Annotated in this window: 21 protein-coding genes; 7 read left to right on the top strand and 14 right to left on the bottom strand. The window is 37.0% G+C overall.

Translation table 11 applies throughout. The features are described 5' to 3' along the window. The first annotated feature begins 1 nt into the window (after position 1). On the top strand, positions 2-1,039 hold the full coding sequence (locus M1D60_RS17430) for a glycosyltransferase family 2 protein (RefSeq protein ID WP_456276101.1): 1,038 nt from the start codon (positions 2-4) through the stop codon (positions 1,037-1,039). Next, the gene (locus M1D60_RS17435; protein ID WP_456276102.1) at positions 993-1,424 is read left to right on the top strand and encodes a GtrA family protein; all 432 of its coding nucleotides are present in this window, start codon (positions 993-995) and stop codon (positions 1,422-1,424) included. Before M1D60_RS17430 ends, M1D60_RS17435 begins: the two co-directional genes overlap by 47 nt. Before the next feature lie 249 nt (positions 1,425-1,673). Here the strand turns inward: M1D60_RS17435 and M1D60_RS17440 are convergent, their stop codons facing one another. The 7 genes from M1D60_RS17440 to M1D60_RS17470 all read right to left on the bottom strand — a co-directional run bounded on the left by M1D60_RS17440 (position 1,674) and on the right by M1D60_RS17470 (position 8,941). Then, positions 1,674-2,600: an AEC family transporter gene (locus tag M1D60_RS17440; RefSeq protein ID WP_456276103.1), complete on the bottom strand. Its 927-nt coding sequence runs from the start codon at positions 2,598-2,600 to the stop codon at positions 1,674-1,676. Between the two features lie 72 nt (positions 2,601-2,672). Next, on the bottom strand, positions 2,673-4,199 hold the full coding sequence (locus M1D60_RS17445) for a tripartite tricarboxylate transporter permease (RefSeq protein WP_456276104.1): 1,527 nt from the start codon (positions 4,197-4,199) through the stop codon (positions 2,673-2,675). Positions 4,200-4,216: 17 nt separating this feature from the next. Then, positions 4,217-4,669, bottom strand: a complete 453-nt coding sequence (locus M1D60_RS17450; protein ID WP_456276105.1) for a tripartite tricarboxylate transporter TctB family protein — start codon at positions 4,667-4,669, stop codon at positions 4,217-4,219. Between the two features lie 59 nt (positions 4,670-4,728). Continuing rightward, positions 4,729-5,751: a Bug family tripartite tricarboxylate transporter substrate binding protein gene (locus tag M1D60_RS17455; RefSeq protein ID WP_456276106.1), complete on the bottom strand. Its 1,023-nt coding sequence runs from the start codon at positions 5,749-5,751 to the stop codon at positions 4,729-4,731. A gap of 335 nt (positions 5,752-6,086) precedes the next feature. Further along, positions 6,087-6,770, bottom strand: a complete 684-nt coding sequence (locus M1D60_RS17460) for a response regulator (RefSeq protein WP_456276107.1) — start codon at positions 6,768-6,770, stop codon at positions 6,087-6,089. Then, positions 6,755-8,374, bottom strand: a complete 1,620-nt coding sequence (locus M1D60_RS17465; RefSeq protein WP_456279479.1) for an ATP-binding protein — start codon at positions 8,372-8,374, stop codon at positions 6,755-6,757. Before M1D60_RS17465 ends, M1D60_RS17460 begins: the two co-directional genes overlap by 16 nt. A gap of 126 nt (positions 8,375-8,500) precedes the next feature. Beyond that, positions 8,501-8,941, bottom strand: a complete 441-nt coding sequence (locus M1D60_RS17470) for an N-acetyltransferase family protein (RefSeq protein ID WP_456276108.1) — start codon at positions 8,939-8,941, stop codon at positions 8,501-8,503. A 280-nt stretch (positions 8,942-9,221) separates the two neighbouring features. Here M1D60_RS17470 and M1D60_RS17475 point away from each other — a divergent pair, with 280 nt between their 5' ends. From M1D60_RS17475 to M1D60_RS17485, 3 genes are all read left to right on the top strand, one after another. After that, complete coding sequence (locus M1D60_RS17475; RefSeq protein WP_456276109.1) at positions 9,222-9,410, top strand: hypothetical protein; 189 nt, start codon at positions 9,222-9,224, stop codon at positions 9,408-9,410. A gap of 34 nt (positions 9,411-9,444) precedes the next feature. Continuing rightward, on the top strand, positions 9,445-9,657 hold the full coding sequence (locus M1D60_RS17480; protein ID WP_456276110.1) for a hypothetical protein: 213 nt from the start codon (positions 9,445-9,447) through the stop codon (positions 9,655-9,657). 251 nt (positions 9,658-9,908) lie between these two features. Beyond that, positions 9,909-10,115, top strand: coding sequence for a thioredoxin family protein (locus M1D60_RS17485; protein ID WP_456279480.1), 207 nt, complete (start codon positions 9,909-9,911; stop codon positions 10,113-10,115). 54 nt (positions 10,116-10,169) lie between these two features. Here M1D60_RS17485 and M1D60_RS17490 read toward each other — a convergent pair whose 3' ends face one another. The 5 genes from M1D60_RS17490 to M1D60_RS17510 all read right to left on the bottom strand — a co-directional run bounded on the left by M1D60_RS17490 (position 10,170) and on the right by M1D60_RS17510 (position 12,298). Continuing rightward, positions 10,170-11,234: a hypothetical protein gene (locus tag M1D60_RS17490; protein WP_456276111.1), complete on the bottom strand. Its 1,065-nt coding sequence runs from the start codon at positions 11,232-11,234 to the stop codon at positions 10,170-10,172. Positions 11,235-11,248: 14 nt separating this feature from the next. Further along, positions 11,249-11,572, bottom strand: a complete 324-nt coding sequence (locus M1D60_RS17495; RefSeq protein WP_456276112.1) for a hypothetical protein — start codon at positions 11,570-11,572, stop codon at positions 11,249-11,251. Then, positions 11,562-11,759 carry a hypothetical protein gene (locus M1D60_RS17500; RefSeq protein WP_456276113.1) on the bottom strand — a complete coding sequence of 66 codons (198 nt, stop codon included), beginning with the start codon at positions 11,757-11,759 and terminating at the stop codon, positions 11,562-11,564. The genes M1D60_RS17495 and M1D60_RS17500 overlap by 11 nt, the downstream gene beginning before the upstream one ends. 68 nt (positions 11,760-11,827) lie before the next feature. Next, the gene (locus M1D60_RS17505; protein WP_456276114.1) at positions 11,828-12,058 is read right to left on the bottom strand and encodes a hypothetical protein; all 231 of its coding nucleotides are present in this window, start codon (positions 12,056-12,058) and stop codon (positions 11,828-11,830) included. Between the two features lie 18 nt (positions 12,059-12,076). Next, entirely contained in the window at positions 12,077-12,298 is a 222-nt protein-coding gene (locus M1D60_RS17510) for a hypothetical protein (RefSeq protein WP_456276115.1), read from the bottom strand. 141 nt (positions 12,299-12,439) lie between these two features. Here M1D60_RS17510 and M1D60_RS17515 point away from each other — a divergent pair, with 141 nt between their 5' ends. Then, complete coding sequence (locus M1D60_RS17515; RefSeq protein ID WP_456276116.1) at positions 12,440-12,688, top strand: hypothetical protein; 249 nt, start codon at positions 12,440-12,442, stop codon at positions 12,686-12,688. A gap of 16 nt (positions 12,689-12,704) precedes the next feature. Continuing rightward, the gene (locus M1D60_RS17520; protein WP_456276117.1) at positions 12,705-13,001 is read left to right on the top strand and encodes a hypothetical protein; all 297 of its coding nucleotides are present in this window, start codon (positions 12,705-12,707) and stop codon (positions 12,999-13,001) included. 115 nt (positions 13,002-13,116) lie between these two features. Here the strand turns inward: M1D60_RS17520 and M1D60_RS17525 are convergent, their stop codons facing one another. Together M1D60_RS17525 and M1D60_RS17530 are read right to left on the bottom strand one after the other, a co-directional pair. After that, positions 13,117-13,365 carry a hypothetical protein gene (locus tag M1D60_RS17525; RefSeq protein ID WP_456276118.1) on the bottom strand — a complete coding sequence of 83 codons (249 nt, stop codon included), beginning with the start codon at positions 13,363-13,365 and terminating at the stop codon, positions 13,117-13,119. Between the two features lie 180 nt (positions 13,366-13,545). Continuing rightward, complete coding sequence (locus tag M1D60_RS17530) at positions 13,546-13,965, bottom strand: ATP-binding protein (protein ID WP_456276119.1); 420 nt, start codon at positions 13,963-13,965, stop codon at positions 13,546-13,548. Positions 13,966-14,470: the final 505 nt, after the last annotated feature.

Consider the following 14,470-nt stretch of genomic DNA (forward strand, 5'->3'; position numbering starts at 1 on the left):
CGTGAATAAACCATCACTTACCATTGTTGTTCCTTGCTATAACGAGGAAGCAGTGCTAGAGGAGAGTATCAACCAGCTTGAGAATCAATTGAAGGATATGATCAATGAAGAGCTTATTTCTAATACGAGCAAGGTGTTGTTTGTGGACGATGGTAGCAAGGACCATACATGGTCTATCATCTTTAAGGCAAGTATTCATCGGACCTTTGTTAAGGGGTTAAAGCTCTCACGTAACGTAGGTCATCAAAATGCACTTTTAGCCGGACTGTTTACTGCTAAAGATTGTTCCGATTGTGTGATTTCCATTGATGCGGATTTACAGGACGATCTCTCTGTTATTCGTGAGTTTATCCTTAAATTTAATGAAGGTCATGAAATCGTTTATGGTGTCAGAGATAAGCGCGATAAAGACACCTGGTTTAAACGGGCTACAGCAGAGGGATTTTATAAGGCAATGGACAAGCTGGGGGTCCAACTCGTTTATAACCATGCTGATTACCGGTTAATGAGTAAACGCGCCATTGAAGAGCTTGAGAATTTCAGTGAAGTTAATTTATTTTTAAGGGGAATTGTCCCATTAATAGGATTTAAGTCAACGTCTGTCTATTATGACCGAAAAGAAAGATTAGCAGGTGAAACAAAATATCCGTTACGAAAAATGCTATCCTTTGCATTTGATGGGATTACATCTTTTTCGGTAACCCCGATTCGGATGGTACTCCTTCTAGGGATTACTTCTTTTTTAGTAAGTATGGCATTCGGAATTTATTTTCTATCCTTAAAATTCTTCGGAGATACAGAATTAGGGTGGACCTCCTTGATTACTTCAATTTGGTTAATTGGTGGGCTTCAATTAATTGCAGTCGGTTTAATCGGTGAGTATATAGGTAAAATCTATAAGGAAACAAAGCGGAGACCCAAGTACATTATTGATATTGATTTATTAAACCTTCCTATTCCAAAGCATCTAATCGAAACGGAGAGGAACGAGCATGAATCAAGGTCCATTAACCTTACTAAGCTATCTGAGACCAACTAATTCCTTTGTTCGTTTTTTACTTGTTGGTGTCCTTAATACACTTGTAGGTTTATCGATGATTTTTTTGATGATAAAGCTTGGCATGAATTACTGGTCCTCCACTTTTGTCGGAAACGGAATCGGTGCAGCTGTTAGCTTTTTATTAAACCGAACTTTCACCTTTAAAAGTTCGGTTTCTATGCAGCGTGGAATCCCGTTGTTCATCTTGGTGATCTTGGTTTGTTATTTCAGCTCCTATACCATAAGTAAATGGATGGTTTCATTCACATTTGTATCAGCCATGGTCCCTTCTTTTTTGTCAGAAACTGACGTAGCAATTCTCCTTGGTGCTGGCCTTTATACGTTTTCGAACTACCTAGGTCAGAAATATATTGTTTTTTCTTAAAGTGTTTCCGATTACTTTGGTTGTTTTTTTAACAAAAAATTGAATTAATATTGGGTCCGTTGATTTCCACTGCAGGCACTCGCTTTCCGCGGGGCGGGCGGTGAGCCTCCTCGGCTTCGCCTGTGGGGTCTCACCTGTCCCGCTTCTCCCGCCGGAGTCGATTGCCTTCCGTTCCAATCAACTCTATGTTTTTACAAAGTCACTTCTAATAGCTACAATCTTTACAAAAAGAGCTATTCTAAAATATGTCTATCCATATAAAACAGTTGAAAGTGAAACGACCATTGTAACGGTTATGCTGCTCAGAATTGTCGTTACTAGTACAGCCTGTGCAGCGAAGTCTGGTTCGTTATTAAATTCCAACGCAAGAAGAGCGCTGTTTCTTGAAGTTGGAAACGAGCTAGCTATTAAAAGAGCTTGTGCTGTGATTCCTTCAATTCCTAGTAGTGTTATTAATACAAATGCAAGTATGGGAGAGACAATAAGGCGACCTAGCAGGCTAAGATATAAAGCTTTAGAAAGCCGTTTGATTTTCAAATAGGCAAGCTGAGCTCCTAGCGTAACGAGAGCAATAGCTAAAAAGGCATTTGAAATACTTTCCATAGGCATCCAAATAAATTCTGGAATGGTTACATTCCACCATTTAAATAAAATAGCAATGATTAGTGAATAGATGATGGGCTGTCTAAGTATTTCTTGAAACGTCCCTTTTGCACTTGATTCTTTAGAGGCTGAATTGTATAAGCCATATGTAAAGGTTACGATATTTTGATAGGCTGATACAATAACAGCAATGGATAATCCAATTGGATCTTTTTGAAAGACAAGCTGACTTACAGGAAGCCCAAAGTTACCTGCGTTAATTAACACCATACTATTTTTAAAGATCGAAGCATATCCACCCTTTAATCTAGCAGCTTTTGATAATAAAACACTGGCACCAACTAAAAGACATGTATTAATTACTAAAAAGAATAGAACCTGACCGAGCAATGTAAAGGTAATATCTCCAGCATAAATATTAGTAAAGCATACAGCAGGTAGTAAAAAATAGGTGTTTAGCTTAGATAGAGTTTGTAGATCAAAGCTAAACTTTCTATGTAAAAATACTCCAACCCCAACCGTAAAGAAGATGGGGAACATAATATAAGTGACAATTAATATGAAAACTTCCACCTTGAACCATCCTTCCCCAAGCTTTTACAAACTAAAAAGAGTAGATCCTAAAGCTATCTACTCTTTTTATCATCAACCCTCTTCATTTATGACGACACTCTTCCCTCTTAACTTAAGTAGGAATGGTACTAGCATCCAAAGTGCTGCAATAATTAGGAAGACAAGTGATAATGGACTATTAAAGAAAATGCTAAATTCCCCATTTGAGATAGTTAATGCTCTTCTTAGGTTGTTCTCAATCATTGGTCCAAGGACTAATCCTAGTACAAGTGGAGCAACTGGATAATCATTCTTCGTTAGCAGGTAACCAAATACACCACAGGAAAGTAATAAGAATAAGTCAAAGGTTGTAAATTGAACAGCATACACACCGAAGATTGAAATAGCGATAATGATTGGTAATAAGTATTTCGCTGGTGTTTCAATAATTTTCGCAAACACTTTAACTAATGGCATATTTAAAATTAATAACATCAGGTTCCCAATAAACATACTTGCAATTAATCCCCATGCTACCTTTGGGTGATCAGTAAAGAATAAAGGACCTGGCTGGATATTGTACATGATTAACGCACCCATCAAGATGGCAGTTGTTCCGGACCCAGGAATTCCTAGTGTTAAAAGCGGAATCATCGCTCCACCGGATGCGGCATTATTTGCTGCTTCTGGTGCTGCTACCCCTTCAATTGCCCCTTTTCCAAATTTCTTTGGATTTTTACTAAGCTTCTTTTCAGCAATATAAGAAAAGAAGGATGCTAATGTAGCACCTGCTCCTGGTAGTATACCGATAAAGAAACCAAGTAGCGACCCACGAACAATCGGAGCCGAACTATCTTTTAGATCCTGTTTAGTAGGAAGGACTCTACCTACCTTGGCTATTTCTCCATCACCGGACTCTTTTTCTAAAATCGTTTTGAACACTTCACCTAGGGCAAAGAGTCCGACAGCTATCGTAAGGAACTCAATTCCAGAATATAATATCGGCTGATCATAGGTAAAACGAGCGACACCTGAAACTGTATCCATTCCAATTGTTGCTAGAAGTAAACCCACGACTGTCATCATTAATGCTTTTGTCATAGATTTTCCTGCTAAACCACTAACCGCGCATAATCCTAAAATCATTAAAGAGAAATACTCTGCAGGACCAAATGATAATGCCAAATCTGACAATGGTTCTGCTAAAGCCACCAGACCTATTAAGGAAACTAGTCCCGCGGCGAAGGATCCAATTGCCGCAATTGAAAGTGCAGCTCCTGCCCGGCCCTGCTTTGCCATTTGATAACCATCCAAAGTTGTTACAACGGAAGATGATTCTCCTGGCGTATTTAATAAGATGGATGTAGTTGAACCTCCATACATGGCTCCGTAATACACACCCGCTAATAGAATGATAGAACTAGCTGCTGCAGATTCAGGATCTAGCCCTGCCGTAAGTGAAGCTGTGACAGGAATCAATAAAGCAACCCCACTCATCGGTCCAATACCTGGTAAAACTCCAACCGCTGTTCCAATTAATACTCCTATAAATGCAAAAACTAGGTTCTGCCATTGTAAGGCAACAGCAAACCCACTTCCTAAAAATTGCAAAATCTCCATATCATCCACCTCCTAGCTTAAAACCAAATCGGAAAACCGGGTAAAGTCCCTTTTAATACTTCAACAAATAGATAATATACACCGAATGAGAAGGCTGCTGAGATGATGATTGTTTTAACCCAGCCACCCTTTTGCATCACCTGAAAGCCGATTACTAGAAAGAGGAAGGTCGTCACTACATATCCAAGTGTTTCTAGCAAAGCTGTGTACAAAATAGCTGCACCAAATATCATGAAGAATCTCAGATACTCAGGTTTCTGACTACCCCTATTAGTTGCTTGGTACTTAAATGTTTCATAGAATAGCCTTAAACTTAGCAAGACTAATAGAACCCCTAGAATTTTAGGGAACATATCTGGGCCTACATTACTCCCATAAGAGCTCGCTGATATCTTGTTACTTTCGAAAATAAATCCCGCACCTATAATTAAAAATAGGAAACTTGTATAACGATCAAAGGTTTTACTCATCTAACTCCCCCTCTAGTAAAAAGTATGGAGAAGAGGGAATCTTCTCCATACGCTCTGAACTACTTCTGCATTCCAAGAGCTGTTAATAAGTCAACGATTACTTTCTCTTGGTTTTCTAAGAAGACCTTAAATTCTGCAGGATTCTTATATTCACTTGCCCAGCCATTTGTCTCAAGTTCTTTTAACCATGTTTCGTTTGTTGAAAGCTCATCAAGCTTGCTTTCCCAGAATGCTAACTCAGCTTCTGACATTTCTTTAGGTCCAAATAACCCTCTCCAAATCGTGAAATCAGCATCAACACCAGCTTCTTTAAATGTTGGAACATCTGCTAAATCACCACTTAAACGTTCTGTTGAACTAACAGCAAGGACGCGAACTTTACCAGCTTTTAAATATTCACCAACAGCAGAAGCATCTGTCGCGATGAAATCTGCATTTCCACCAAGTAATGCCGCAATCGCTTCTCCCCCACCGTCATATGAAACATATTTTACTTGCTTTGGATCCACTCCAAATTTAAATGCAGGTAAAACAGCTACTAAATGGTCCATTGACCCTGGTGACGAACCCCCTGCTGCAGTAATCTTTGTAGGATCTTCTTTGATTGCTTCTAGAAGGGAGGTAAGGTCTTGATATGGTGAATCTTCATTAACCACAATGGCACCATAGTCTGTTGTTAATTGAGCTAGCGGAGTCGTATCCTGATAACCAAAAGGACTATTTCCTTCTTTTTTCGCATGATTAATTAAAATCGGCGGAGAACTAACAAAAAGCTTATATGGGTTCTTAGTATCCTTAGTCGCATATTCTGCTAGGAATACTGCCCCACCACCACCTGGTTGGTTTTCAACTGTTATCGTTTGATCAACTAACTTCGTCTCACCAAAAACCTTTGCAAGGGCACGAGCAGTTAGATCCCAGCCACCACCAGCACCGGATGGCGCTACGATTGTTAGTGGCTTATCTGGATAATTGGAAGCGGTTTCATTATTTCCACCTGTTTCTTCTGCTGTTCCACCACAGGCTGCTAAGCTAAATACTAGTAAACTAATAAATAGTACAGATAATAGTTTTTTCATCATTTTTCCCCCTTAATTGTACTTTCAATTTTATTAAAAAGGCTCTGTTAAACTTTGTTGTTGATTTTCGTTACAGGACACTCGCTTTCCGCGGGGCGTGCGGTGAGCCTCCTCGGCTACGCCTGTGGGGTCTCACCTGTCACGCTGCTCCCGCAGGAGTCTCGCGTCCTTCCACTTCAATCAACTCTGCTAAAAAGTCAACATTGTACATTAACAAAGCCATTAAAAAAAGACAGCGTGTGTAAGCGCTGTCTTAAAGTTATCAGAACATTAGCTATCTTTATAGCATCTGTTCATAAGTTCGAAAAAGATTATTATGGTTATTTTGTTCATAAAAGTCACGACGGAAAGTATCTGCGTTCAGGTCGACCAACATTTCCATATATTAATTTTGCATGGATCTTATTTTGAACGATTAGATACTCTAAGTATCTTCTAGCTGTAGAGCGACTGACTCCTGACTTTTTACTTAATTCTTCAGCTGTAACCCCTTCACTTCCAGTCATACTAATACTTTCAAGAAGCTTTTCCAAAGTGAGCGGATCAATCCCTTTGGGGACATCCTCTTCTAACCTCTGCTTATTTGCATTATTCCATAAGCCCTCGATTTGCTCCTGTGTTAAATTGGTGTGTCCTGAAAGCTGTGAAAACTTTGTCCGATAATTCTCTAGACTATTTTTAAATCGATCAAAGGTTAAGGGCTTTACAATGTAGTCAACAACCCCACCATGAAGGGCTTGCCGGATAATATCAACCTCTGATGCTGCCGTAATCATAATAATATCGATACTAGAAAATTGTTTCCTTATAAATTTCACTAAATCGATTCCTAACATATCCGGTAAGTAAACATCGAGAAGGACCAACTGAGGCTGAATCGTCTCTAGCCAATCCTTTGCCTGTTCCCCGGTAGTTGCTGTTCCAATTACCGAAAATCCACTAACTTTCTCTGTAAATCTCCGATGGATTTCTGCGATTCTTACATCATCCTCCACGATTAGCACTTCTATCTTTTGTTCCACCGGTTTTCCCCTCCATTCTTAGGAATAGAAATAATGAATAAGGCTCCACCAAGGTCACCCTTTTCAATAGAAATATATCCACCAAGCTCATCTGTTAGCTCCTGAACCTTCGCAAGACCTAAGCCACGATTTTTTCCTTCCTTTGTCGTAAAGCCCTTTTGAAAGATTATCTCAGTTGATTCACTATCGATTCCTTTTCCTGTATCCTCTACCTCAATCACTATATCCCCACCACTATCAGACACAAAGAATTGTACAATTTTCTCGTTTTTATCATGTTGATCAACTGCTTCAAAGGCATTATTAACCAAATTCCCTATTATTGAGACAAAATGACTACTATCAATCACACCTTTCAAATCTTGGAGATGACTCGAAGGATCTATGATAAACTCAATCTTCAATTCTTTTGCACGATTATAAAAACCTAATAGAATTCCAGCAAGTAAGGGATCTCGAATTTTCTTCATGATTAATTTTACAAGCTCCTGATGTCCTGCAGCTTCCTTATGAATTAATTCAAGTGCTTCCTCATAGGACTCCAATTGTATGAGACCTGATAAAGTATAAAGTAGATTATTATATTCATGTGATTGTGCTCGTAGCGCTTCTGAATATCGTCTGACCTGTGACAATTCTTCCGTTAGTTGATCAATTTCTGATTTCAGCCTAAAGCTAGAGACCACACCAATTACATCCTGTCCTACTTTCACTGGCAACCTATTTGCTATTACTGTTTTCCCACCTAATTGAAGCTGACGATCTAACTGCTCTTCTCCAGTTTCTACGACCTCAAGGATCGTTGAATGAGGAATCACGTCTAGAATAGACTTTCCAATTGTTGATTGACTGTTTTCTAATGAAAGTATTTCATAAGCGGCTTGATTAGCAAGAACAATTTTCCCTAGGCGATCGACCACAATGATCCCTTCTCGAACAGACTCGATAACTGCATTTCTCTCTTTATAAAGGGATGCAATTTCCTCTGGCTCTAAACCAAACAACAATTTTTTAATGCTTCTTGATAGCAACACTGACCCTAGTATACCTATAATGATTCCAATTATTGCAATGGGTATAATGGGGCTACCATAATCCGTTGAAAGTTGTTCAATGTCCTCTAATAAAAAACCTACAGAAACGATTCCTATAATTTCGCCTGTTTCATCATAGATGGGTACTTTTCCCCTTAGTGCAGGACCAAGCGTTCCAGTAGCTATAGACGTATAAGACTCTCCTTCAACTAATGCCCGTTCATTATCTCCGCCTACCATTTTTCCACCTAGTCGTTCTGGTAGTGGATGGGAATAACGAATCCCATCTTGATTTCCAACCACTATATATTCAGCACCAGTCTCTAATCGGATTCTTTCTGCAATGGGTTGAATAATTTCCCACGGGCGTTCTGAGTCAAAGGCGAGGATTACTTCTGGCGTCTCTGCTACCGTTTTTGCAATGTGTAGTGCTCTCTTTCCTAGCTGTTTTTCAATTGTATTAGATAAGGTTTGGTAAAAAAGTAGGCTTGTCTGCATCACAATGACTAAGGTAAGAAATACAATAAAGATCATGATTCGTTGTTGAAGTTTGATATTTCTGAGCTTAATCATAGAGTTTCAATTCCTTACCTTAAATTTAGAAGAATATATCTAATCTTATACCATTTCATTCTATGAACTCCAACTAAAAAAATTAATTGCGAACCTTCTCCACAATTAATTTAAAAGGCATTCCTACTTAATTGTATAAAAATAAAAATAATTAGTTTCTCGTTCAAATCCAATCTTTTCATATAAAGCTTGTGCCTTTTCGTTATCTGATTCTGTTTCCAATGCGATACCTTTTGCATTAACTTCTTTACCGTAATTTATAGCTGCATCAATCAACGCATTGCCTACTCCTAATCGACGAGCTTCTTCTGTCACATATAAATCATTCAATACTAATGTTCGTCTCATACCTACAGATGAAAATGTAGGATAGAGTTGTGTAAATCCGACTGCCTTCCCTTCATGTACGCAAAGGAAAATCGTAGATTCATTATTTTCAATCCGTTCCCTAATAAAGCTTCTTGCTCCTTCTTGATCAGAAGGCTGTTCATAAAAGCGGCGATATAAATCAAATAATTCCACAACTTCCTCTAACTCATTTAGCGTTGCCCGAACAATATTCATTACTACTTCCCCTTTTCATTAGAATTTTCTAATCAGTATGATATTACTATTATACAAATAATTCCTCTTAGCAAGTATTTTATTGTGGACTACATATTAATCAATTTTTTTTGATAAATTTAGTTGACATTAGAAAATTATGGATATATGATTAGTATATCAAATAAAGTTGATTTACTATTCAACATGTAGAAACTTACTGATCTCCATTTTTTTTATTATCATAATCAATTTTTTTTGATTAAATTAATCAAATTTACTTGATATAGGAGGAACTAACATGTTTTATTTTCAAAATGAAATGCTAGCAAAACAACGAGTATCTGAGGTGGAAAAAAAGGCTACTCATGCCTGGAAGTTTGCACCTATCCAAAGAGCACAGTTTTCTAATAGTGCTATTAAAGAAAGTACAAAGCAAACGGAAGTCTCACTGCCTTGCCAAAAACAAGTTTGCTGCGCAACTATTTAATAAATAGGAGTCTTCTTTAAGGAGGAAAAAACCGATGACTGTTAATCATGCAGGCGTATTAAGGAAGGAATATTTTCAGGCTTATCTTATGTTAGTAATCACTTCTAGACAATGCACGTTAGAAGAGGCGAAAGATATAACATTCAACCTCTTTTTCCAACAAGATCCAAAAAGATACGGCCCTGAGACCTATCATCAGTTTATACTTGCCTATCAAGGGTTAACCTGTGGATCATTTGCCTGCTAATATCCAAATATTGATTTGGAACACAATATTTGAAATGAGCTTATAATTAGTTACAATAATGGTAGAGGAGAATTTTCCATTTCCTCTGTTTGATTCACAAGTTTGATTCACAATTTGTGGATCCTAATAACCAAGGAGGTTTTTTCATGTTAAAAAATTTAAATGAGAACGACTTCGAAGCAGTTGTAAAACAATCCAATCAGCCTGTTGTTCTAAAATTCACAGCAGATTGGTGACCAGGATGCAGACAACTGGCTCCAGTTGTAAGTAGTGTATCCGAAGAATTATCTGGAAAAGTTGATTTTTACAGTGTAGATGTTGATCAAGCTCCAGGTTTAGCTAGACAATTCGGAATCATGAGTATTCCAACAATGGTATTATATAAAGATGGCGAAGAAGCCAGTCGCGTTACAGGTGCGATTCCTGAGGAAGCCGTTTCTGACTTTGCCACACAATAAATAACACGAGCAGATGAGTAAATCATCTGCTTGTTTTTATTTTCCCTTAGTCATTTATTCACATAACGGAAGTAAAGAAAACTCAAGGAATAGATATTTGGGGTAATTTTGTAGGCAATGAATGAGTTCTGGTAGGAGAAGTCCTTGTTCCTCTGAAGTGAAATCCTCTTCAAGCACTTGTGCCATTTTACCCTTTGAATCTAACAGATTTTTTATATCCTCAAAATACTGATGAACCTGCTTTGATTCAACAGTCGGTTTTATAATGTCTGTATATATGTATTTTAGAACTTCCTGCATATTTTTTAATTCCATTAAATGAGGGGGGATTTCTTGTAACAGAAATAAAGATTTAATTGTCTCCATTGGATGCGATGGATTCAAGACTGGATGTTCAAGAGTGCTTATTTTCATGTTAGCGATATAACCAGGTATCAATGCATGAGCAATAGGAACAACAGCTAATAATGTTTTCGCTAATTCTTCAATTTCATTCGCTAATCCTTCACAAATAGAATGTGGAAGCTTAATAACGTTTGAATATTGCTCTGAAAATGTAATTTGATTAAGTATTTTTAAAACATCTATATAAAATTCATTAAATTCCTTGTCCGAATTCCATAGGTGGTTCATATGGTTCCAGACCTTTTTTAAGAGTTCGTGCTTTTTAGCAATCTTTCGAAAAAAAAGCGGTGTTTCCTCTACCCCTAAAAGTGAATTTATTTCCTCAAATAAATCCTCGCTGAACTCTGTGTCTTCTTTCTTTAATTCCTTTTCCTGCTCATTTAATAACTCCTTCACCCATTCAGGGAGTTCATCCTGATTTTCCATTAATGTATCCATTAAATATCTCAAATTCAGATGCGATTTTAAATCATGGATATCATTGTGATCACCATCAATATTTCCAAGCCCTTGGCTATGCCTCTTAAAGCCTTTAAAATTTGATGGATAGTTATTACCAATATTAATCGTACTAGCGTTTTCTAAGTTCCCTACTTTGAACTCTTTAATATGGAATATAGGAGAAAAAGGAGTCTGTGGTTTGTTATTTTTTGAGGATTCTCTATGCTTTTCTTCCTCCCATTCTTCGGAAGATCTCATGGTGTGATCATCCATTAAAAACCACCCTCTTATTTATAGTAATCTATTTCCCTATTATTCACTTTGATTTTTATATTCTCATGCGTTTCACTCTGCTTTTTTTCCATGTCCTTAGTTTCCTCATTAGAAAGTCCAAAGTTATTACCAAAGTTAATATTGCCTTTGTTCTCCTTAACTTCTACTTTTTCAAAATTCAGATGCAGCGGCAGTTCCTGTATATCCTGAATCATTAGTTCCACTTTTTCTACATTTATATTAATGACGAGTTGATCTTTTAGGTCCTTTAACTCTTGCAGAAGACTTTTTAGCTCCTCTCCATTAAGGGATCCACTCGTTTCCCTTTTATTCGCCATAGTCTTCTTTAATTAACGCATTCTCTGTATCACTTATCGTATTATGGTTCCCATTTATTTCTCCAAACCCTTCATTTTTCACTGAGGTGCCACGGAAAAAGTGTAATTTATTATCACCGTAAAAAATTCCACTACTATTTGAAATAGATGACACATCTAAATGAGTTAGTTTAATCTCCGGCTTCATAAAAATCCCTCCTACTTACACTTTTATGTCGTAATGTCCTCTAATATGTTTTAGATGAGGAACGAACCTTATTTCTCATGATAATGGTCAATTACATCATCATCAAAAATCAAGTTCACATTTTCCCTTATGGGTGATTCTCCTCTTTTATTGTTGCGCGTCTCCCCAAAACCAACGTTTTGCTTCTCTCTGATTTTCCAACCGATTGATTCCGTATTGCCAATAAAAACCCCAGCATTAGAGCTTTGTGCATTTACATTAATATTTCTAAATGTAATGCCTCCTTTATATTGACTCATATCCTCATCACCTTTTCACTATTTTCTATAAGTTGGTGAATCCACTACATCAGGGTCAACCACAATATTTACATTTCTAAATGTTTTATTTCCATTACCAGATATCGAACCAAAACCGTGGTTTGATTTTGATTGTGTCGACCAAAAGGATTGACGGTTGCTTCCAATGAAGATCCCAGCATTAGACTGCATAACGTTTACATTTATATCTTTCAATAGTAAATTCGGAGTCTGATCCATATCTTCACGCCCCTCTTACTCATTCATAAATTAGTTTATGTATGGTCATTATTTTAGTGCCTATTTTGCTTAAGGAGTAAATTCATGCACAACGTAGAGGGCTACACATAAAATATTTTTATAGAAACGGAGGGAATTGACATGACTGCACCCATTATTTTTAACATGATTAATGTTAACGGTATAGAGAGTCTTGGTGGCGTATTTGTTGGGGATACTTCTGCTAACGGCTGGGAAGTTCATGAGAAATTGAATCAGAACCAAGGAATGAATTTTGCAGCCTTTGCTGCAAGTATACCGGTTACCGGAAACTTAAATTATATTAATGATCCAGACGTCATTGAAAATCCAATGAATCAAATTGACAGCAACCCTGCAACTGTTGTGTAAATTGGGGTGATGAGATATGAATAATAAAAAGCAATTTAATTGGGATGAATTTCAATATTTCTTTTCAAATTTCAATCCCTTTCAATATGGTTCTGACTTGCCTGAACAAGGAATTGACTCTCATATTTCGGAGTTAATGAGAGGTAAGCTATTTATTAATACAGAAGAAAAAAATGGTGAGTTTTTAGTTGATATCATGCTTCCTCATGATATTGATCTTGAAAATATTGAACACAAGGTCATCACTAAAAGCCGCCCTTCTGGTAAAAAGTATAAATCGCTTAGTATTAAGATTCCCCGAATAAAAGAGTAAGCCTGTAGACTTGTGTCTATCAGGCTTTTATTAATTCCTATACTAAGATCTCCATAAACACAAAATAACAAAAAAGAGCTCCTGTTTTGAAAACAGTGCTCTTATTTATATACGGTTAACTGATTGGTCGTCTATATTCTTTTATATCCTCAAACGGAACAATCCAGCGTTGACGCTTATCATTGTATACGGCTCTTAATAATGTTTCCTCAATCAATTCAGGGAAAAACAGTGAGTCCTGTGTCAGTCTTGCCACTACCGTCCGGTCATCCTCTCTTGTTATGACTCTAGCAGCAACAGCTTCTCCATTGGCTCGCCTTGAATCTCGTTCTGATAACGGTAGTCTAATAATTTCACTTATCATTTCATTCACCACTTCATTATGTAATAAACTTAAATTTTTGCTTGGTTTAAAAGTTTAAAAAATCCAGAAATCTAAATATGCACCTTTTGACCCAATCCAGCATCCTCACCCGGGACTTTTATAGTATATTTTATATGTTTAAAAAACAATATAGGAAGCCATTCCTATGTCTCATACTTTTTACTTATATATAAAAAGTGAAACTTCATTACCAGCATCATTGTAAAGTACATGGTTTGCTGTTTTATACATCATGTAAATACCTCTTCCTCGTTCATCATACAATTGATTTTGAAGGAGGTATTCTATACCATATTCCTGAATGACGCTCAGTTTTTCCTTGACCAAAAACCCAGTGCCACTATCCTTAATCATGATCGTTAATCCTTTATTACCATCATTACTGATTTTAATATTGATTGGAAAATCACCATGTTCAATCGCATTATCAAGTGCTTCTAGAAAAGCTATTTTAGTAGAAAAAGTCATTGGGTAATGGCAGCCATACTTAACAATTTCTTGTTCGACATCATTTACAACTCTATCGTACTCGTCAATCCGACAAATTTGAAAGGAGGATTGTTGCTGTATTAAAGTCATGATTGTTAATCTCCTGTATTTTCTATATTAGTATTATCATACTCGAAAATTGTCGAATTGTGTAGAAGTATTCTTAATTAGGATTCTCTTTTAATCTTTTCATAGCTTCCTAGTTCACATTTAATGAACCATGAATTAAATCGGGATATTGTTTTGTATTCTTAACAAAGTCCAAGTAAACGCTATCATTTTTATAAACGTACATAAGTCCTTTCTCCTATTACTCCTTAGTATAAAGGTCAAAATTAATTTATCATGTGATCTAAATCACAGTTTTTTCCTTTTCTGTTGGCTCTGTTAAAGTTAGTTGTTGATTTCCGTTCCAGGACGCTCGCTTTCCGTGGGCGGTAGTTGGAGGTTATTTTCACTAGCGTGAAAAAACCTACCTCCTCGGCGTTACCGCCTGCGGGGTCTCCTTCACCACGCTTCTCCCGAGAAAAAGCTCTTTCCTTTTTCCTTACAGGAGTCTCGCGTCCTTCCACTTCAATCAACTCTGCTAAAAATC

The sequence above is a fragment of the Bacillus sp. AK128 genome (genome assembly GCF_053903075.1).

Coding starts and splice junctions, on each gene's coding strand:
- M1D60_RS17435 (WP_456276102.1), top strand. CDS start 993: ATGAATCAAGGTCCATTAACCTTACTAAGCTATCTGAGACCAACTAAT.
- M1D60_RS17445 (WP_456276104.1), bottom strand. CDS start 4,199: ATGGAGATTTTGCAATTTTTAGGAAGTGGGTTTGCTGTTGCCTTACAA.
- M1D60_RS17450 (WP_456276105.1), bottom strand. CDS start 4,669: ATGAGTAAAACCTTTGATCGTTATACAAGTTTCCTATTTTTAATTATA.
- M1D60_RS17455 (WP_456276106.1), bottom strand. CDS start 5,751: ATGATGAAAAAACTATTATCTGTACTATTTATTAGTTTACTAGTATTT.
- M1D60_RS17470 (WP_456276108.1), bottom strand. CDS start 8,941: ATGAATATTGTTCGGGCAACGCTAAATGAGTTAGAGGAAGTTGTGGAA.
- M1D60_RS17475 (WP_456276109.1), top strand. CDS start 9,222: ATGTTTTATTTTCAAAATGAAATGCTAGCAAAACAACGAGTATCTGAG.
- M1D60_RS17480 (WP_456276110.1), top strand. CDS start 9,445: ATGACTGTTAATCATGCAGGCGTATTAAGGAAGGAATATTTTCAGGCT.
- M1D60_RS17490 (WP_456276111.1), bottom strand. CDS start 11,234: ATGGATGATCACACCATGAGATCTTCCGAAGAATGGGAGGAAGAAAAG.
- M1D60_RS17495 (WP_456276112.1), bottom strand. CDS start 11,572: ATGGCGAATAAAAGGGAAACGAGTGGATCCCTTAATGGAGAGGAGCTA.
- M1D60_RS17500 (WP_456276113.1), bottom strand. CDS start 11,759: ATGAAGCCGGAGATTAAACTAACTCATTTAGATGTGTCATCTATTTCA.
- M1D60_RS17505 (WP_456276114.1), bottom strand. CDS start 12,058: ATGAGTCAATATAAAGGAGGCATTACATTTAGAAATATTAATGTAAAT.
- M1D60_RS17510 (WP_456276115.1), bottom strand. CDS start 12,298: ATGGATCAGACTCCGAATTTACTATTGAAAGATATAAATGTAAACGTT.
- M1D60_RS17515 (WP_456276116.1), top strand. CDS start 12,440: ATGACTGCACCCATTATTTTTAACATGATTAATGTTAACGGTATAGAG.
- M1D60_RS17520 (WP_456276117.1), top strand. CDS start 12,705: ATGAATAATAAAAAGCAATTTAATTGGGATGAATTTCAATATTTCTTT.
- M1D60_RS17525 (WP_456276118.1), bottom strand. CDS start 13,365: ATGATAAGTGAAATTATTAGACTACCGTTATCAGAACGAGATTCAAGG.
- M1D60_RS17530 (WP_456276119.1), bottom strand. CDS start 13,965: ATGACTTTAATACAGCAACAATCCTCCTTTCAAATTTGTCGGATTGAC.